Source organism: Nocardia transvalensis (assembly GCF_015477765.1).
Lineage (GTDB): Bacteria > Actinomycetota > Actinomycetes > Mycobacteriales > Mycobacteriaceae > Nocardia > Nocardia transvalensis_A.
This window is the reverse complement of record NZ_JADLQQ010000009.1, coordinates 130,703-148,608: the sequence shown is the minus strand read 5'-3', so window position 1 is coordinate 148,608 and position 17,906 is coordinate 130,703. Positions and strand designations below refer to the sequence as shown.

Annotated in this window: 16 protein-coding genes; 12 read left to right on the top strand and 4 right to left on the bottom strand. The window is 67.1% G+C overall.

From position 1 onward, the window contains the following. Positions 1-17 precede the first annotated feature (17 nt). Positions 18-1,193 (top strand): sensor histidine kinase, encoded by a 1,176-nt coding sequence (locus tag IU452_RS26260; protein ID WP_195111848.1) that lies wholly within the window; start codon positions 18-20, stop codon positions 1,191-1,193. Beyond that, positions 1,190-1,828, top strand: coding sequence for a response regulator (locus IU452_RS26255; RefSeq protein WP_195111847.1), 639 nt, complete (start codon positions 1,190-1,192; stop codon positions 1,826-1,828). Before IU452_RS26260 ends, IU452_RS26255 begins: the two co-directional genes overlap by 4 nt. Before the next feature lie 15 nt (positions 1,829-1,843). Here the strand turns inward: IU452_RS26255 and IU452_RS26250 are convergent, their stop codons facing one another. Together IU452_RS26250 and IU452_RS26245 are read right to left on the bottom strand one after the other, a co-directional pair. Next, positions 1,844-2,470 (bottom strand): TetR/AcrR family transcriptional regulator, encoded by a 627-nt coding sequence (locus IU452_RS26250; RefSeq protein ID WP_195111846.1) that lies wholly within the window; start codon positions 2,468-2,470, stop codon positions 1,844-1,846. A 63-nt stretch (positions 2,471-2,533) separates the two neighbouring features. Then, entirely contained in the window at positions 2,534-4,138 is a 1,605-nt protein-coding gene (locus tag IU452_RS26245) for a dolichyl-phosphate-mannose--protein mannosyltransferase (RefSeq protein ID WP_195111845.1), read from the bottom strand. Between the two features lie 134 nt (positions 4,139-4,272). Here IU452_RS26245 and IU452_RS26240 point away from each other — a divergent pair, with 134 nt between their 5' ends. Genes IU452_RS26240 through IU452_RS26225 form a run of 4 tightly spaced genes read left to right on the top strand, consistent with a single transcriptional unit; the run spans position 4,273 to position 8,519 of the window. Further along, positions 4,273-5,649 carry a glutamine synthetase family protein gene (locus tag IU452_RS26240; protein ID WP_195111844.1) on the top strand — a complete coding sequence of 459 codons (1,377 nt, stop codon included), beginning with the start codon at positions 4,273-4,275 and terminating at the stop codon, positions 5,647-5,649. Continuing rightward, complete coding sequence (locus IU452_RS26235) at positions 5,630-6,367, top strand: gamma-glutamyl-gamma-aminobutyrate hydrolase family protein (protein ID WP_195111843.1); 738 nt, start codon at positions 5,630-5,632, stop codon at positions 6,365-6,367. The genes IU452_RS26240 and IU452_RS26235 overlap by 20 nt, the downstream gene beginning before the upstream one ends. Further along, positions 6,364-7,725: an aldehyde dehydrogenase family protein gene (locus tag IU452_RS26230; protein WP_195111842.1), complete on the top strand. Its 1,362-nt coding sequence runs from the start codon at positions 6,364-6,366 to the stop codon at positions 7,723-7,725. Before IU452_RS26235 ends, IU452_RS26230 begins: the two co-directional genes overlap by 4 nt. A 29-nt stretch (positions 7,726-7,754) precedes the next feature. After that, positions 7,755-8,519, top strand: a complete 765-nt coding sequence (locus IU452_RS26225; protein WP_195111841.1) for a 3-oxoacyl-ACP reductase — start codon at positions 7,755-7,757, stop codon at positions 8,517-8,519. Here IU452_RS26225 and IU452_RS26220 read toward each other — a convergent pair. After that, positions 8,473-10,050, bottom strand: a complete 1,578-nt coding sequence (locus tag IU452_RS26220) for an amino acid permease (protein ID WP_195111840.1) — start codon at positions 10,048-10,050, stop codon at positions 8,473-8,475. The two genes, IU452_RS26225 and IU452_RS26220, sit on opposite strands and share 47 nt — an antisense overlap. 130 nt (positions 10,051-10,180) lie before the next feature. Continuing rightward, entirely contained in the window at positions 10,181-11,677 is a 1,497-nt protein-coding gene (locus tag IU452_RS26215; RefSeq protein ID WP_195111839.1) for a short-chain fatty acid transporter, read from the bottom strand. Positions 11,678-12,168: 491 nt separating this feature from the next. Between IU452_RS26215 and IU452_RS26210 the strand changes: the two genes are divergently transcribed. Genes IU452_RS26210 through IU452_RS26190 form a run of 6 tightly spaced genes read left to right on the top strand, consistent with a single transcriptional unit; the run spans position 12,169 to position 17,890 of the window. Further along, a complete protein-coding gene (locus IU452_RS26210) occupies positions 12,169-13,515 on the top strand; it encodes a glutamine synthetase family protein (RefSeq protein WP_324192829.1) in 1,347 nt (448 codons plus the stop codon). A gap of 53 nt (positions 13,516-13,568) precedes the next feature. After that, positions 13,569-14,342 (top strand): 2OG-Fe dioxygenase family protein, encoded by a 774-nt coding sequence (locus tag IU452_RS38420; protein ID WP_228818774.1) that lies wholly within the window; start codon positions 13,569-13,571, stop codon positions 14,340-14,342. Beyond that, positions 14,339-14,752: an adenosylmethionine decarboxylase gene (gene speD / locus IU452_RS26205; protein WP_228818773.1), complete on the top strand. Its 414-nt coding sequence runs from the start codon at positions 14,339-14,341 to the stop codon at positions 14,750-14,752. Before IU452_RS38420 ends, speD begins: the two co-directional genes overlap by 4 nt. Before the next feature lie 9 nt (positions 14,753-14,761). After that, positions 14,762-15,187 (top strand): ester cyclase, encoded by a 426-nt coding sequence (locus IU452_RS26200; RefSeq protein WP_195111836.1) that lies wholly within the window; start codon positions 14,762-14,764, stop codon positions 15,185-15,187. A gap of 7 nt (positions 15,188-15,194) precedes the next feature. Next, positions 15,195-16,469, top strand: coding sequence for a kynureninase (locus IU452_RS26195; protein ID WP_195111835.1), 1,275 nt, complete (start codon positions 15,195-15,197; stop codon positions 16,467-16,469). Then, entirely contained in the window at positions 16,466-17,890 is a 1,425-nt protein-coding gene (locus IU452_RS26190; protein WP_195111834.1) for an MFS transporter, read from the top strand. Before IU452_RS26195 ends, IU452_RS26190 begins: the two co-directional genes overlap by 4 nt. The last annotated feature ends 16 nt before the right edge of the window (positions 17,891-17,906 follow it).

Below are 17,906 nucleotides of genomic sequence, written 5' to 3'. Positions count from 1 at the left end.
CTCGTAGGCTGCGGGTGATGGCTGTGCACGACCGACGGGAGGAGCGCTCGTTCGTCGAGCGCTCGGCCCCGTGGTGGCACGCCATGTGCGCGGTGGTCCTGACCGCGTCCGCGATCGGATTCCTCACGGCCCCCGAGGAACTCGCGCACCACCGCCTGCTCGGGATCGGACTGCTCGCCCTGATGGGACTGGCGTACATTCTCGTGGGCCATCGCCTGCTCTATACCGACAACGTCCGGATCGCCGTGGCCTACACCGTGCTGCTGTGCGCGGCCACCCTGGTCCTGCTCAGCCTGGGGCCCGCCGGATATCTGCCGCTGCTCACCGTGTTCACGCAGCTGTGGGCGATGCTCCCGATGCGCTGGGCGATCGCGCTCACCACCGGGCTGGGGCTCTGCCTCTGCGTGATCATCGTCGGCCGCATCGGCTGGACCACGAATGCGATGCTGGTGGCGGCGCTGGCCGGGATCCTCGTCCTGGGCAGCAACCTGCACCTGGGCGTGTGGATCCACGGCATCGCGGACGAGAGCGAGCGCCGCAAGGAGCTGATAGCCGAACTGCGGCAAGCCCGTTCGGACCTCGCCGAGGCGCATCGGCGCGAAGGGGTGATGTCCGAGCGGGAACGGCTGGCCGCCGAGATCCACGACACGCTCGCCCAGGCGTTCCTCAGCATCCTCGTGCAGGCACAGGCCGCCGATGCGGTGGCGGACGACGATGTCGTCCGCGAACGGCTGGCCCTCATCGAGCGCACGGCACGGGAAAACCTCGGCGAGGCAAGGTCACTCGTCGCCGCGCTCGCCCCGGCCGAACTGCACGGACGGACGCTCGTCGATGCGCTGCGGCGCGTCGTGGAACGCGCAGGCAGGGACAACGGATTGGCGACGCACTTCACCATCGACGGTGAGCCGCGCACGTTGCCGGTCAACTCGGAAGTGGTGCTGCTGCGCGCTGTTCAGGAGGCCCTGACGAACGTGCGCAAGCATGCTCAGGCCTCCCGGGTCGACGTGCGCGTGCGGTACGGCGCGGACGGCACCACCCTGGAGGTGCGTGACGACGGCCGGGGCTTCGATGCCGCGCAGGCAACGGGTTTCGGCCTGCGCGGCATGCGCAGCAGGGTCGAGCAGGTGGCCGGGACCATGGCGATCCGGACCGCCCCGGGCGCCGGGACGACGATTCGGCTGGAGGTGCCATGATTCGCGTGCTGCTCGCCGACGACCATCCGGTGGTCCGCGGCGGTCTCGCCGCACTGCTCGCGGCCGAGCCGGACCTCGAGGTGGCGGGCGAGGCCGGTGACGGCGAGCGGGCGGTGGCGCTCGCGCTCGTCCTGCGCCCCGACGTCGTGCTCATGGATCTGCGAATGCCGCGCCTGGACGGCGCGGCCGCGACGGCACGGATCGTGGCATGGCTGCCCGATACCCGCGTGCTCGTACTGACCACGTACGACACCGACACCGATATCGTGCGCGCGGTGGAGGCCGGTGCCACGGGCTACCTGCTCAAGGACACTCCCCGCGGCGAACTGGCGGCGGCCGTCCGGGCGGCGGCGCGCGGCGAGACCGTGCTCGCGCCGCCGGTGGCGGCCAAACTCGTCACCCGGATGCGCACGCCGCCGACGGATGCGCTGACCCCACGCGAGATCGAGGTGCTCGCCGCGGTCGCGCGCGGTTTGACCAACGCGGCTATCGGCCGCGCGCTGCACATCGGCGAGTCGACGGTGAAGACCCACCTGTTGAAGATCTTCGCGAAGTTGGGCGTCGACGACCGCACCCGGGCCGTCACCCTGGCGTGGGAACGGGGCGTGCTGCCCGCACCGGACACCGAGCGATGAACATCGAGCGGGCGATCACCTCCGCTGATTTTCGGCACGGGGGCCGAGCAGGGCGATCGCGGCGTCGACCGCCACCTCGGTGATATCGCCGATGGGCATGTCGTCCTCGATGACCGTGACCGTCAGTTCGCGCAGGCCGCCCAGGAGCACGATGGCGAGTTGCCGGGACACGGGAGTCGCACCCGTCGAGCGGAATTCGTCGGTGTCGCAGATCGACAGGACCAGGTCGATGAACCCTTCGGTGATCTCCCGCTCCAGGGTGCGGGCCGCCGCGCCGAGGCTGGGGGCCTCCCGGAACCACGCGACCGTGAGCGCCGGGCGCGCTTCATTCGCGTGGCACCACGCCTCGACCGCCTGCCGCACCTGAGTCGCCCAGGGTGCGGTGGGGTCGACCGCTGCGGTCACGGCCGCGAGGATCTCGCGGTTGGTCTGCTCGAGCAGTCCCGCGAAGCACGCTTCCTTACTGTCGAAGTGCTGGTAGAACGTCCGCCGTGAGGTCCGCGCATGCCTGACGACGTCGGCGACCGTGCTGTCGCGGAAGCCGCGCTCCTCGATCGCGGCGGCGAGGCCCGCGAGCAGGCGGCCGCGGAACGCGTCCGACGGCTGCTTGCCCGCGGTGCCCTGATCGTTACCGGTTCCCATGCTCATCACGGTATTGCCTCGGTGCCGGAGGATCCTCGCGCGTGATGGTACACATCCGTACCGTCACCGCCAGCTGGGCAACCAAAGGTGGTCCTGCCAGTTCCCCGGTGTGATCGGCAGTGCGGTCAGGATCGGCCACAGCCAGATGAAATTCGCCACCACCAAACCCAGGTACAGGCAGACCAGCAGCAGATTGAGGCGGCGGCGTTCGGTCGAGATCAGGAACCGCTGGCCGGTTCCGGCCCGAGTGAAGGGGGCCGGGCCGAGAATGTCGCCCAGCACCAACGCGATACCCATCACCAGGAACGGCGCCATCGGAACGGCATAGAAGTAGTACATCTGCCGATCCAACGTCGCGAACCAGGGCAGCAGACCGGCGCCGTAACCGACCAGCACCGCCGCATACCGCCAGTCGCGCCGGGTGGCCCAGCGCCAGATCCCCCACGCCACCATCAGCAGCGACACCCACCAGATCGCGGGCGTGCCGATCAGCATCACCGCCTTCACGCACACCGATTGACCGCAGCCGGTGACGCCGGTGTCGGCATAGTGGTACAGCATCGGCCGCAGGCTCATCGGCCACGACCACGGCTTGGATTCCCAGGGGTGGTGGTTGCCGGCCGAATTGGTCAGGCCGGTATGGAAGGTCAATGATTCGCCCTGGTTGTGCCACAGCGACCGCAGCGAGTCGGGCACCCAGGACCAGAATCCGCCGCTGCCGATCGGGTTCTTCCCGGCGTAGGGGTTGCCGACCGAGTAGCGGTCGTACCCGTCTTCGCTGGCGAACCAGGCGCTGTAGCTGCCGAGATAGACCAGCAGCGGGATGAGGACCAGTGCGTAGAGGGCGGGGCCGATATCGCGCAGCGCGGTACCAAGCCACGGCCGCGGCACGCCGTAGGCGCGGCGGGCGGCGAGATCGAAACAGACCGACAGCAGGCCGAACGCGGCGATGAAATAGAGCCCGGACCACTTGGTCCCACAGGCGAGCCCGAGCAGCACCCCCGCACCGAACCGCCACCAGCGCACCCCTAGCCGAGGGCCGTATTCGGTGAGCGCGATGCGGCCCTGGGCATCGACGCGGGCCATGCGCTCGCGGACCTGATCGCGGTCGACGATCAGACAGCCGAAGGCGGCGGTCACGAACAAGGCCTGGAAGATGTCGAGCATGCCGATCCGCGACGAGACGAAGGTGGTGCCGTCGCAGATCAGCAGCAGCCCGGCGATCGCGCCGAGCATCGTCGAGCGGGTCATCCGGCGGGTGATGCGAATGACCAGCAGCACCAGCACGGTTCCGAAGACCGCCGCGCTGAACCGCCAACCCCACGGGGTGAAGCCGAAGATCACCTCGCCCAGCGCGATCATCTGCTTGCCGACCGGCGGATGGACGATGACACCGTAGGCCGGGTTGTCCTCGACCCCGCCGCCGGTGAGCATCTGCCACGCCTGCAGCGGGTAGTACTTCTCGTCGAAGACCGGGGTGCCGGCGTCGGTGGGGTAGTTCAGATTCAGGAACCGGGTGACCGCGGCGATCGCGGTCAGAACCAGGGTTACCACCCATCCGCGTGCCCAGTCGGTGGGGCCGAAGTCGGGAGAGGGGCGTAGCGGCGCCGGACTGGATGAGGCCGGGCCCGCGCCGATCGGCGGTCGCACGTCGGTCAGCTGGGTCACGGCACCGATCGTATGTGGTGGGAACCGGGAGGCTGTCCGGGCGGGGGCTGTGGGTGAGGTCTCGTTGCGTATTCGGGCACGCGCGGGCCCCGGATTCGCTTAGCGTGAGCACGTTGATGTCGAGAGGGGTCGTGATGCGTGCGGGGATGCTGACCATCGAGGAGTTGGTGCGGCAGGTCGAGACGCGGAAGCTGGACACGGTGCTGGTCGCGATGACCGATATGCAGGGTCGGCTGCAGGGAAAGCGGTGTTCGGCGCGGTATTTCGTGGAAGAGGTGCTCGCCGAGGCGACCGAGGCATGCAACTACCTGCTCGCCGTCGATGTCGAGATGACCACGGTCGACGGCTACGAGATGTCTTCGTGGGACACCGGGTACGGCGATTTCGTGCTGCGTCCCGATCTCGCCACGTTGCGATCGGTGCCGTGGTGGCCCGGAACCGCGCTGGTCCTGTGTGATGTGGAACAGGTGGATCCGCACGCGACGACCGGGGGAAGGCCCGTCGCGGCCTCGCCGCGGCAGGTGCTGCGCGCCCAGCTCGATCGCCTGGCCGAGCACGGCCTGCACGCCTACGTCGGTACGGAACTCGAATTCCTGGTCTTCGACGACACTTACGAGCAGGCGTTCCGCAGCGGATATCGCGACCTGACGCCCGCCAACCAGTACAACGTCGACTACTCCATGCTCGGCACGGCGCGCGTCGAACCGTTGCTGCGACGCATCCGCAACGACATGTCCGGCGCGGGAATGTATGTCGAGTCGGCGAAGGGCGAATGCAATCCGGGTCAGCACGAGATCGCGTTCCGCTACGACGAGGCCCTGGTGACCTGCGACAACCACAGCATCTACAAGACCGGTGCCAAGGAGATCGCCGCCCAGGAGGGCCGCAGCATCACCTTCATGGCGAAATACAATGAGCGCGAGGGCAATTCGTGCCACATTCACCTCAGTCTGCGCAACGACGCGGGCGAGCCGGTGTTCGCGGGCGACGAGGCCGACGGCGGCTCGACGCTGATGCGTCATTTCCTCGCCGGGCAGTTGGACTGCCTGCGGGAGCTGACCTATCTCCTCGCCCCGAACATCAACTCCTACAAGCGGTTCCAGCCCGGCAGCTTCGCACCCACCGCCCTGGCGTGGGGGCGTGACAATCGGACCTGCGCGCTGCGGGTGGTGGGTCACGGGCCGTCGCTGCGGCTGGAGAACCGGATACCGGGCGGCGATGTGAATCCGTATCTTGCCGTCGCGGCCACCATCGCGGCCGGATTGCACGGCATCGAGCATCGCCTGCCCCTGGAACCGGAGTTCCGCGGCAATGCCTACCGATCCCAGCGCCCGCGGGTGCCGCACACCCTGCGCGAGGCCGCCCAGTTGTTCGGCGAGAGCAAGGTCGCGAAGGCGGCATTCGGCGAGGAGGTGGTGCGCCACTACCGGAATGCGGCACAGGTGGAGCTCGATGCCTACGATGCCGCGGTGACCGACTGGGAGCGCATCCGTGGCTTCGAACGACTCTGAGCGGCGGCCGCTGATCGGCCTGCCCACGTACTCCGAACGCACCCGATTCGGCAATTGGGATGTCCCCAGCGCGATCCTGCCGCGCAACTACGTCGACATGACCGAGCGAGCCGGTGGAATCCCGGTGCTGCTCCCGCCCACGGGATCCGCACCCCGCGAGCTCGTGGACCGGCTGGACGGACTGGTCTTGACCGGCGGCGCGGACGTCGACCCGTCCCGCTACGGCACCGAGCCGCATCCCGCCACCCGCAACACCCGGCCCGACCGAGACGAATTCGAGTTCACGCTCTTCGAGAGGGCCCGCGCCGCGGGGATGCCGGTGCTGGCGATCTGCCGCGGACTGCAACTGGTGAACGTCGCGCTGGGTGGCACACTGCTGCAACACCTTCCGGACGTCCTCGGGCACACCGACCATGCCCGCACCCCCGGCGCCTTCGGCGTCATCACGGTCCGGACGCTGGCGGGCAGCCGGGTGGCCGCGATCGCCGGGCCCGAGGTGCGGGCGCACTGCTCGCACCATCAGGCGATCGACAAGCTCGCGCCCGACCTCACCGCCTCCGCGTACGCCACGGACGGCATCATCGAGGCGGCGGAGGCAACCACCGGCCCGTTCCTGGTCGGTGTGCAGTGGCATCCGGAGGAGAACGCGACCGACCACCGGCTCATGCGGGCATTGGTCGAGCAGGCGGCGACGTATGGAAGGGAGCGCAACCGGTGACAACGACGGAGGTCGTCAACCCCGCGACCGAAAAGGTCGTGGCCACGGTCGAATTGGCCGACGAGGCAGCGGCCGACGCCGCCATCGCGCGGGCACAGCAGGCGCTGCCGGGCTGGCGGGCGATCGCACCGGGAGACCGGGCGCGCCTGCTGCGCCGATTCGCCGAGGCCGTCGACGCCGACCTCGAGCACCTGGCCGCCCTCGAGGTGCGCAATGCGGGCCACACCATCGGCAACGCCCGCTGGGAGGCGGGCAATGTCCGCGACGTGCTGCACTACAGCGCCGGACTGCCGGAACGGCTGCTGGGCAACCAGATTCCCGTCGCGGGCGGGGTCGACATCACCTTCCACGAGCCGCTCGGCGTCGTCGGCATCATCGTGCCGTGGAACTTTCCCATGCCGATCGCGGCCTGGGGCTTCGGGCCCGCGCTCGCCGCCGGGAACACCGTGGTGCTCAAACCGGCCGAACTCACGCCGCTGACGGCGATCCGGCTCGGCCAGCTCGCGCTGCAAGCGGGCCTGCCGGAACACGTCTTCCAGGTGATTCCGGGTCGGGGATCGGTGGTGGGCGCGCGGTTCGTGACACATCCCGCCGTGCGCAAGGTGGTGTTCACCGGCTCCACCGAGGTGGGGCGGCAGATCATGGCCGGATGCGCCGGCCAGGTGAAGCGGGTCACTCTCGAATTGGGCGGCAAGAGCGCCAATATCGTGTTCGCCGACGCGGATGTGGAGCGGGCGGCCGCCACCGCACCCTACGGCGTCTTCGACAACGCCGGGCAGGACTGCTGCGCGCGGTCCCGGATCCTGGTGCAGCGCAGCATCTTCGATCGATTCCTCGAACTGCTGGAACCGGCGGTGCGCGGCGTTCGGGTCGGCGACCCCGCCGATGAGACCACCGAGATGGGACCGCTGATCTCGGCGGCCCATCGCGACCGGGTCGCCGGATTCCTGGAGCCCTCGACCCCCGTGGCCTTCACCGGTTCCCGGCCCGACGGTCCCGGATTCTGGTTCCCCCCAACGGTTGTGCTGCCCTCCGGACCCACCGACCGGGTGGTGACCGAGGAGGTGTTCGGTCCGGTGGTCGCGGTGCTGCCGTTCGACGACGAGGCCGACGCCCTGCGCATCGCGAACGACACCGAGTACGGCCTGTCCGGGTCCATCTGGACCTCCGATGTGGGCCGGGCGCTGCGCGTCGCCCGCGGCGTCGAGGCGGGAAACCTGTCGGTGAATTCGCATTCCTCCGTGCGGTACTGGACTCCGTTCGGCGGTTTCAAACAATCCGGACTCGGTCGCGAACTCGGGCCCGACGCCGCCCGCGCCTTCACCGAGACGAAGAACGTCTTCATCGCCACCGAGTAGAACCGAATCGTCCGAGAGAGGGAGATACGTTGCAGCGCTTACAGGATCGGGTTGCGGTCGTCACCGGCGGCGGCAGCGGGATCGGATTGGCCACCGCCCGGCGCTTCGCGTCCGAAGGCGCGAAAGTGGTTGTCGCCGATATCGATGCCGGCTCCGGCGAGGCCGCGGCCACCGAGGTCGGCGGTCTGTACGTGAAGGTCGACGTCACCGACGAGGCCCAGGTCGAGGCGCTGTTCCAGGCCGCGGTCGACACCTACGGCGGCCTGGACATCGCCTTCAACAATGCCGGAATCTCACCGCCGGAGGATGATTCGATCCTCACCACCGGAATGGACGCCTGGCGGCGCGTGCAGGAGGTGAACCTGACCTCGGTCTACCTGTGCAGTAAATACGCCATCGGGCACATGCTCGAGCGCGGTAAGGGCTCGGTGATCAACACCGCGTCCTTCGTCGCCGTCATGGGTGCGGCCACCTCCCAAATCTCCTACACCGCGTCCAAGGGCGGCGTGCTGGCCATGAGCCGCGAGCTCGGCGTGCAGTTCGCCCGCCAGGGCATCCGCGTCAACGCCCTGTGCCCAGGCCCCGTGAACACTCCCCTGCTCCAGGAGCTGTTCGCGAAGGACCCCGAGCGCGCCGCGCGTCGTCTCGTGCACATCCCTCTCGGCCGCTTCGCCGAGGCGGAGGAAATCGCCGCTGCCGTAGCATTTCTCGCCAGCGACGATTCCTCGTTCATCACCGCGTCGCAGTTCATGGTCGACGGGGGGATCTCCGGTGCCTATGTGACCCCGCTGTAGCGGCCACCGGTGGTTCGTCGACGTTGCGCCGGGGCCCGGTGAACCAGCGGCGGGCGGACACGAACCACCAGATGGCGATGGCACCCACGACCGCGGCGAGGGTGATCGGCGCGTAATTGACCGCTGTCCAGGTGAATTCGTCGTTCCACAGATAGCCGCGGTCGTCCATCGGGAGGATGAACAGCAGGCTGATGAGGACGATCCAGATCAGCGCGACGATTCCGATCGGGCGGTAGCGGTGACCGAGGTGCCAGGGTCCGGTCCGGAAGCGGCGGCCGTGGAGCTGACGCAACAGGATCGGGATGCCGTAGGCGATATACAGGCCGATGGTGGCGACCGAGGTGGCGGCGGCGTACGCGGTCGGGGCGTTGGCGGCGGGCACCAGCATCGACGGGATCAGCAGGACGAATGCGAAGAACGAGATGAACAGGACGGCATTGACCGGCACCTTGCGCGCCGACAGCTTCGACCACAGCGCCGATCCCGGCACCGCGCCGTCGCGGGCGAAGGCGAACAACATGCGCGAGGCCGAGGTGACCGAGGCGTATCCGCAGAACAATTGGGCGATCGCGGCGATGATCAGCAGCAGTCCCGACCAGAACGAGTTCAGCGAATTCTCCAGGATGTAGATCACCGGATAGCCGCTGTTCTTCGCCGGATCCAGCGCGTCGTCGAGATTCGGGATCGCGAAGGTCACCGCCATGATCAGCAGATAACCCGCGACGGCCGAGACCAGAATGGTGTTGATGATTCCCTTCGCCGCCATCCGGGAGGCGTGGCGGGTCTCCTCCGACATATGCGCCGAGGCGTCGTAACCGGTGAAGGTGTACTGCGCGTGCAGCAGGCCGAGCAGGAAGCTGAATGCCACGCCACCGAAGCCGACCGCGCTGTTGTCGACGGTCTCGGTGAAGACGAACCCGACGCTCTGATGATGCTCCGCGCCGATCCCGAGCACCAGCACGAACAGCACGACACCGCCAACATGCCACCAGGCGGAGATGTTGTTGATCAACGCGCTCAGGTGCGGGCCGATCGCATTCAGCACCGCGTGCAGGACCAGGATGAGGGCGAACACCGAAAAGATTGCGGTGCGGTCGGTTCCGATGTCGATGCCGATGACGTTCAGCACCACGGTGGTGAAAATGGCCGCACCGTAATCGATGGCGGCCGTCACCGCGATCTGGCCGATCAGGTTGAACCAGCCGGTGAACCAGCCCCAGATGGGACCGCCCAGCTCCGAGGCCCACCAGTACAGGCCGCCGGAAGTCGGGTAGGCCGAGGCCAATTCGGCCATCGCCAACCCCACGAACAGCACCATCACCGACACCAGCGGCCAGCCCCAGGCCATGGTGATCGGACCGCCGTTGGCAAGCCCGATCCCGTAACTGGCGAGCCCGCCGGTCAGGATCGACACGATCGTGAAGCTGATCGCGAAGTTGGAGAACCCGGACCAAGATCGGGCCAGCTCTTGTTTGTAGCCGAGTTCGGCGAGACGCCGTTCGTCGTCGGATCGGGGCCAGTTCACGCTCATTCTTGCTCCCACCTGAAAACGCCACCCTCACAAGGCGTTTGTCAGAAGATCAGTGTGAAGTAAACCCCCCTTCGCCCGCAGCCCAATGCCGAAATCGGGCATTGGCACGGGATGAGGACGGCCGCGCGGATCACGGGAAGGGGAGGGTGGGGGCGAGCACGGTGACCAGGATGAGCACGACCGGGAAGCATCCCAGGAACATGGCGAAGGTGAAGCCCATGATGTGGCGTGCCTTCAATCCGAGGATGGCCAGCGTGGGCAGCATCCAGAACGGCTGCAGCAGATTCGCGCTGGCTTCGCCGAGGTCGTACACGACCACCATCCAGCCCTGGTTGACCTGCAGCTGGTTGGCGGCATCGAGGACGTACGGCGCCTCGATCACCCACTTGCTGCCGCCGCTGGGCACGAAGATCCCGAGCACACACGAGTACACGGCGATCAGCGCCGGATACACGTGGGCGTTGGAGACATTGGTGAGCCAACCGGCGATCGTGCTGGACAACCCGGTGTAGGCGATCATGCCGAAGATCCCGCCGTAGAGCGGAAACTGCAGCAGCACACCGGATGCGGCCGGTGTCGCGTCGCGCACCGCACGGACCAGGTTGGCGGGCCGCCAGTGCAGGAGCAGGGCGAGCAGGATCAGGATGAGGTTGACGGTGTTCAGATCGAGCGCGTTCAGGGCGTTGCCCTGAGTGTTTCCGAAATACCGGACCAGATACCACAATCCGAGGGCGGCCAGCAGCACGGTGAATACGGGGCTGTACTCCAGCCAATCGCCGGGCCGCCGAGCGTCGCCCGGCTCGACGCGCCCTTCGGGAATCAGCGGTTTCAATTCGACGCCGAGATCCGCCGCCGTCTTGGCCGCAGCGCCGCGGGGAGCAATGAGCCATGCGATGCCCAGCGCGACCAGGAACACGACCAGGGTGGCGAGCAGGCTCTGCCACCGAAACAGCGTCTCGGTCAAGGGGATCAGCCCGCTGCCGCGCCCCTGGGCGATCACGTCCTGCACAGCCTTGGGACTGGAACCGGCGCTGGCCACCTGCAGCGCCGCCGAACCCGACAGGCCCTGCGCCCACACCGTGCCCAGGCCGAGGAATGCCATTGCCCCCAACGCCCGATAGTCGACTCCGCGCACGTGCCGGGCGATCTCGCGGGCCATCATCGCGGTGAAGATCAGACTGAACGCCCAGTTCAAATAGGAGGTCAGCATCGAAACCGCGGCAGTGAACACGATCGCCGCCCGCGGGGTGGTCGGCACCCGCGCCAGCCCGGCGATGACGCGAGCGACCGGCGGGGACGCCGCAACCGCATATCCGCCGATGATGATCATGGTCATCTGCAGGGTGAACTGGATCAGACTCCAAAACCCCTTGCCCCAGGCGTCGATCAGGCCGAAGCCCGTCGTGGCCGTCTTATCGGCGGGCACATCTATCAGCGGCACCCGCGTCGCAAGCCCCAACAGCACGATCAGGAACGTGCCGACCAGGACGAATCCGAAGGCATCGGGTAGCCAGCGCTCGCTGAATGCGGTGAACCGCAACGCGATTCGTCCCACCGCGCTCTCTCGACCGTCGAGACCGTCCGGCGCTTGCGCTTTCGGCTCGGTCGACTGCGACTCCTGTGTCATATTCAAACCTCCGACCCGGTGAAACACGCATCACCGGTATGGGCGGGGATCGTACGGCACGAATCCGGTCTCGACGGCTGGATTTGCCACCCAGCTGCCGGACGTGAGATCCGCAATCGATGACACGACAGCGAATTATAGAATTCGCAGAATAACGATAGCGGCCGCCCGCTCGGCGCCGGGTTGCCAGCAAGAGGCTCTTCCGTTCGGGCCCAAAGAAATGGGGGCTCGCAGCGAGCCCTCGCAGGGTTGCGGATGAGACCGGTGGGTGTTAAAAAGTAGTGTGGATTCGGATTCATAAACCACTGCGGCCAGACCATCACTGCCACCTGCGCAAGTTCGGCGAACAATTCACTGACGGCGCAAGCTAGGGGAGCCCGTTGGATATCGAGGAATTCCTGGATCGCTCCGGGCGGGACGACGCCGTCAATGACGTGCGCAAGCTGATAGATAGACTGGAAATCCAGTACATTTATGTCCAATTCATATCCGTGACCGGTCGCGTTGTCGGCAAGGGGATGCCGGCCCGGCGCTGGGAGCAATTGGCGGAAAAAGGCGTTCAGATGGTGTACGGCGCGACAGCCAATGTTGCCGCCGACCGCCGGGGCCGCTATCTCGGCTACGGTCCCGAGGCATCCGAGCTGATCGCCGTGCCGGAACCGGAAACATTCGCACAGCTGCCGTGGGACGGGAGGGTGGCGCGAGTATTCGCCCGGCTGTTCCGCAATCGCGAGGAAGAACAGTCGCCGGGCGCGGCCTTGACCGCGGATTGCCGGGGGAATCTGGCCCGGCTGCAGGCCGATTTCACGGCTCACCACGGCCTGAATATGCGGGTGGGCACCGAGCCGGAAATGATGTGGCTGCGCCGCGGAGCGGGCGGGGAGTTGGCGGGTGTCACCAAACCGTACTGCTATCACGTGGATCAGCTCGAAGAACTCCGTGATGTCAGCATGCGCGTGCTGCGGTACGGGCAGGCATTGGGCCTGGACATGATTCAGGGCGATCACGAGGATGCGCCGGGACAACTCGAACTGAATTTCCGATTCGACGAGCCGCTGCGCAATGCCGATCGACTCGTCACCTATCGGCAGATCTGCCGTCAGGTGGCACGGGAATTCGATCTGATCGCCTGTTTCATGACGAAGCCCTTCCCGGGTATGTCGGCGTCGGGATGCCATCACAATCTGTCCCTGTGGGAGGGTGGGGACGACGAGGTTCTTCCGGCCGATCCCGAACCGACGATGCCGGGCGTACGCAGCTACCGCGTCGGCGGCGTCAATATGGTGAGCGCGGACCGCGCGGCGGATCGAAACCCCCAGGCGCTCACCGATGTTGCCCGGCGCGCGGTCGGCGGCCTGGTCACGCATCTACCGGCGCTGACGGCGCTCGGGGCGTCGACGGTGAACTCCTATCGGCGCCTCTGGGATACCGGGCTGTGGGCGCCGATCGCCAGGGCGTGGGGATATCAGAACCGGACGTGTGCGGTGCGCATTTCCTCTCCCGAAAGGATCGAATACCGCACGGCCGATTCGATGGTCAATCCGTACCTGATGGCGGCCGGGCTGCTGACCGCTATCGATGACGGTTTGCGCAACGATCTGGATCCGGGCCCGCCGACATCCGCCAGTACCTACGACTCCGCTCCTCCCCCGCAGCAGAGTCTGCCTATGAATCTGGGCGAGGCGCTGGCCGCCCTCGACGGCGACGAGGTCGTCCGATCGGCATTGCCCGGTGAGATGTACCGCGTCTACACCGCACACAAACGCGACGAGTGGGAAAGATTTCTGTCAACGACGACAGAATGGGATTTCGATATGTACCTCGACTACATACCGTAACTCGGCGTTCGGCGCCGGCAGGTGTCGGCACCACGACACGAAGAGGGGAGATAATGACATCTCCGATCCGTACAGAACTATTCGGCCCGTTACCGGATGACCGTTTCGGCAGGGATCCGGTCGTCGTCCTGGCCGGCCGACCCGCGGCCGATCTGCCGGCCGATCTCGGCGACGGCCTGACCGAATTGGCAGACGACTTCGAGGACCTGCCCGACGATCGATGGCTGAAGACGGATTACGTCTTCCGGCAGCGGCGCTTCACCGTCTTCACCGCCGATACGCTGGAACACCGAATCGACGAACTGGACCATCGCCCTTTCTATCAGGATTCCGGTGTCAATCCCTACGCCGGCGGCATCGCACGGCAATTCGAACCGCTCGCCGTGCGCACCAGGAAGAACCCATTTCTCCATCAGCTGATCTGGGATGTCCTCGCGGCCCTTCCGGAGTCGAGAGTCCGTGCGGCCCGTTATTGGGAGATAGGCGTGCACCTGATGCGGATTCTCGCGTTCCCGGATAAGCCCGGGTACCCGGCCCCGGAGGGCATGCATCACGATGGGCACGCTTTCACCTCCATTTCGCTCATCGACCGGAAAAACGTCGAAGGCGGCCGCAGCCTCTTCGCCGATCTGGACCGCGTCGTCTACCGGAAGCTGGAATTGGAGGTTCCGCTGGACACGGTGATATTCGAAGATCCGCGATGTCTGCACGATGTGACATCGGTGACCGTGACCGCGGGTGCGGACCGCGCCACCCGCGATGTCTGCGGATTTTCGCTGAACCCGATGGCGGAGGCGCCGGGGGCGGCAGCGGAGGCACGTCCATGACAGCGGTGGCCACCGGCTCGACGCCGGTGCCCCGGGCGGCCGGAACGCACCTGCTCGCGGATCTCATCGGGGCCAGCCGACTCGACGATCCGGCCCTCGTCGAGCAGGTGCTGCGCGAATGCGTCGACGTCACCGGCGCCTCACTGCTGTATGTCTACACTCATCACTTCGGCGGTGCGGGCGGTGTGACGGGCGTGGCGATGCTGGCGGAGTCGCACATCAGCATTCACAGCTGGCCCGAACATGCCTTCGCCGCGGTGGATCTGTTCATGTGCGGCACGGCCGATCCGGAATTGGCACTGCCGGTATTCGAATCCCATTTCAAACCCGAACGCATGGTCGTGCAGTGGCTGAAGCGTGGCCGCACGGCCTTCGCCGTCGATGGGCCGGCCGGGCTCGAAGGCAATTGAGGAGACATCATGTCCGAGATCGAGGTTCGCCGAAAGCTCATGCGACACGTCTACGAGGACATCTGGATCGGGAAGCTGTGGAACTGCGGCGATCCGGAGGGCGGTCGAGCCCTGTCCGAGAAGTTCTTCGATCACCGGCCCATCGATGCCTTCCCGAACACCAAGCAGGGGCATGTGGCGATGGCCCTCGACTGGCATCAGGCCTTCCCGGACTTCACCTTCGTCATCGAGGATGTCCTCATCGACGGCGATAAACTGGTTGCCCGGTACAACTCGTCGGGCACGCACACCGGAGTTCTCTCCGGGATTCCCGGAACGGGCCGGCGGGTGTCGCTGTCCGGCATAGACATCATGCGGTTCGACGCGGACGACCTTCTCGTGGAGTGGTGGCACAACGAGGATATGTACGGCATGATGCAGCAGATCACGGAATAGCACCGGGATGGAGGCGAACAGCGACCACCGTCGCTTCTTCGAACTTCTGGACGAGGCCGATCCGCTGTCCGGAATGCGCGCACGATTCGATCTGAGCCACACTCGAATCTTCTTCAACGGCAACTCCTTGGGCCCGCCCCCGCGGGGAACGTGGGAGCGGCTGCGGGCCGTGATCCAGGACGAGTGGCGCAACGACATGAACGCGGCGTGGTGGGATAACGACTGGCTGAATCTGCCACGCGTCACCGGGGATCGGATCGGACGCCTCATCGGCGCGGCGCCCGGCCAGGTCGTGGTCGGCGACTCGACCTCGGTCAATCTGTTCAAACTCCTCTGCGGCGCACTGCAAGTCGCCTCGCGGCGATCGAGCGGGCGTTCGGTCGTCCTCACCGACAGCGACAACTTCCCGAGCGATCTGTACATCGCCGACGGCATCGCGCAACACGTCCACCCGCACGCCACGGTGCGGCGGGTGGCTGCCGACTCGATCGTCGACCACCTCGGCGACGACGTCGCCGTGGTCCTTCTCAGTCATGTCGATTACCGCTCCGGGCGGCTGCTGCCGATGCGGGACATCACCGAAAGCGCGCATGCCGCAGGCGCGCTCGTGCTGTGGGACCTGGCGCACAGCGCAGGCGTCGTGCCGATCGACGCCGACGACATCGGTATCGATCTGGCAGTCGGATGCGGATACAAATATCTCAACGGCGGGCCCGGAGCTCCCGGCTATATGTATGTCGCGAGCCGGCTGCTGCCCGACTTCGCACAGCCGATCACGGGATGGTTAGGCCATGCGGCACCGTTCGACTTCGAGCCGGACTACCGGCCCGATCCCGGGATCGCCCGCCTGACCACGGGTTGCCCGCCCCTGCTGAGCCTGATCGCGTTGGACGAGGGTGTCGCGGTGACCGCGCAGGCGGACCCCCACGCCGTTCGTGCCAAATCGATTGCGCTCGCCGAACAGTTCGCGGGCTTGGTCCGCAGGCGGCTCGCCCGCTTCGGGGTCGAGATGACCGGGCCCGCCGCGGCGGCCGAGCGCGGCAGCCACGTCTCGCTGCGCTACCCCTCGGCGGCCCGGCTGGCGGCCGGGCTGTCGGCCCGCGGTTTCGATGTCGAACTCCGACCTCCCGATCTGCTGCGATTCGGGTTGGCGCCGTTGTATATCCGGTATGTCGATGTGTACGACTGCGTCGAGGCGATGGAACAATTCCTCGCGGCAGACCTGGTCGACGCCGAGGTCGCCACGACCGATACCGCGGCCGAAGGAGATCTCCGACGATGACTTCACGTCCGAACGTCGATTCGGTCGGAATCACCGTCGTACCCACGGCATCGCCCCGGCGACGCTGGCTGGCGTTGGCCGTCGTATTGACCGGGCAGTTCCTGGCGTCGATGGACACCACGGTCGGCAACGTCGCCGCGCCCTCGATCGAGCGAGATCTGCGGGTCGGCTCCGGCGTGGCGGCACTGGCCGTGGCGGCGTACACGCTGACATACGCCAGTTGCTTGATCACCGGTGCCCGGCTCGGCTCCGACCGCGGTCGCCGACGCCTCTTCCTGCTCGGAATCGCGGTGTTCACCGTCGGTTCCGTCGCGACGGGTGCGGCGCCCAACGGAGTGCTGCTGATCGGCGCCCGCGCGATCCAGGGCCTCGGCGCGGCGATGGCCATCCCGCAGGCGATTTCGTTCATTCAGGCCGACTTCGTCGGCCCGGCACGGACCCGGGCCCTGGCGGCGTACGGCGCCATGATCTCCCTCGGCGCGAGCACGGGACTTGCCCTCGGCGGCGCTCTCATCAATGCCGATCTGTTCGGATTGGGTTGGCGCACGGTATTTTTGATCAATCTTCCGGTGGGTGTCGCGGTGTTCGCCGGTGCGGCCCGCCTGCTTCCGGTGATCGCGGTGACCCCGCGGCGGATGGATCTGCTCGGAGTTTGCCTGCTGACTACCGGAGCGGCGGCGACCGTCGGCCCGCTCGCGCTCGGGCCCACCACCGGCTGGACGAGCGCAGGATGGGCGCTGATTGCCGTCGGGCTGGCGGTGCTCGCGATGTTCGTCGCCTGGCAGCGGGTGCAGCAGCGTCGAGACGGCTCCCCGCTGTTCGACCTGCGCGTCATGGCGATGCCGGGCATGCGCCCCGGGCTGCTCGCCCTGCTGCTGTCGAGCACGACCTACACCGGCGTCTTGTATTGTGTCGCAGCCGATCTGCAGAACCGCCATCAGCACACGGCCGCGGCGGCCGGGCTCGCCCTGCTCCCCTTCGCCGCCGGATTCGGTGTGGGCTCGATCCCGGGCTCGCTGGTCTCGCAGCGGCAGCACCGAATCCTGGTGATCGGCGGCCTGGTCGTTCTCGGAAGCAGCCTGATACTGCTCGGCACGGTCGCACGCGGCGAGCACTGGCCCGCCGGACCGGCGGTCGCCCTACTGGCCACAGCCGGACTGGGTTACGGCGCCGCCTTCACCCCGTTGCTGGGACTGACGGTGGCAGGCGTCCACCCCGACCGCATTCCGGACGCCACCGGCATAGCAACAACCACCTTCCAATTCAGCTTCGTCCTCGGCGTCGCGGTCTTCGGCACCCTCTACACCGCCTCCGACCTGCCCCTCGCACTGTCCCTGATGGGCCTACTCGCCTGCACAGCCGCCCCGGCGGTGGCAGCGCTGCGAATCCGGCCGCACGGGGCGGTCGATCGGCTACCGTGAGGGGCGAGTCTTCTCA

What these genes read in the sequence shown, in the direction of transcription:
- IU452_RS26200 (WP_195111836.1), top strand. Translation starts at nt 14,762, where the DNA reads ATGTCCGAGATCGAGGTTCGCCGAAAGCTCATGCGACACGTCTACGAG.
- speD (WP_228818773.1), top strand. Translation starts at nt 14,339, where the DNA reads ATGACAGCGGTGGCCACCGGCTCGACGCCGGTGCCCCGGGCGGCCGGA.
- IU452_RS38420 (WP_228818774.1), top strand. Translation starts at nt 13,569, where the DNA reads ATGACATCTCCGATCCGTACAGAACTATTCGGCCCGTTACCGGATGAC.
- IU452_RS26255 (WP_195111847.1), top strand. Translation starts at nt 1,190, where the DNA reads ATGATTCGCGTGCTGCTCGCCGACGACCATCCGGTGGTCCGCGGCGGT.
- IU452_RS26220 (WP_195111840.1), bottom strand. Translation starts at nt 10,050, where the DNA reads ATGAGCGTGAACTGGCCCCGATCCGACGACGAACGGCGTCTCGCCGAA.
- IU452_RS26240 (WP_195111844.1), top strand. Translation starts at nt 4,273, where the DNA reads ATGCGTGCGGGGATGCTGACCATCGAGGAGTTGGTGCGGCAGGTCGAG.
- IU452_RS26190 (WP_195111834.1), top strand. Translation starts at nt 16,466, where the DNA reads ATGACTTCACGTCCGAACGTCGATTCGGTCGGAATCACCGTCGTACCC.
- IU452_RS26215 (WP_195111839.1), bottom strand. Translation starts at nt 11,677, where the DNA reads ATGACACAGGAGTCGCAGTCGACCGAGCCGAAAGCGCAAGCGCCGGAC.
- IU452_RS26195 (WP_195111835.1), top strand. Translation starts at nt 15,195, where the DNA reads ATGGAGGCGAACAGCGACCACCGTCGCTTCTTCGAACTTCTGGACGAG.
- IU452_RS26250 (WP_195111846.1), bottom strand. Translation starts at nt 2,470, where the DNA reads ATGGGAACCGGTAACGATCAGGGCACCGCGGGCAAGCAGCCGTCGGAC.
- IU452_RS26260 (WP_195111848.1), top strand. Translation starts at nt 18, where the DNA reads ATGGCTGTGCACGACCGACGGGAGGAGCGCTCGTTCGTCGAGCGCTCG.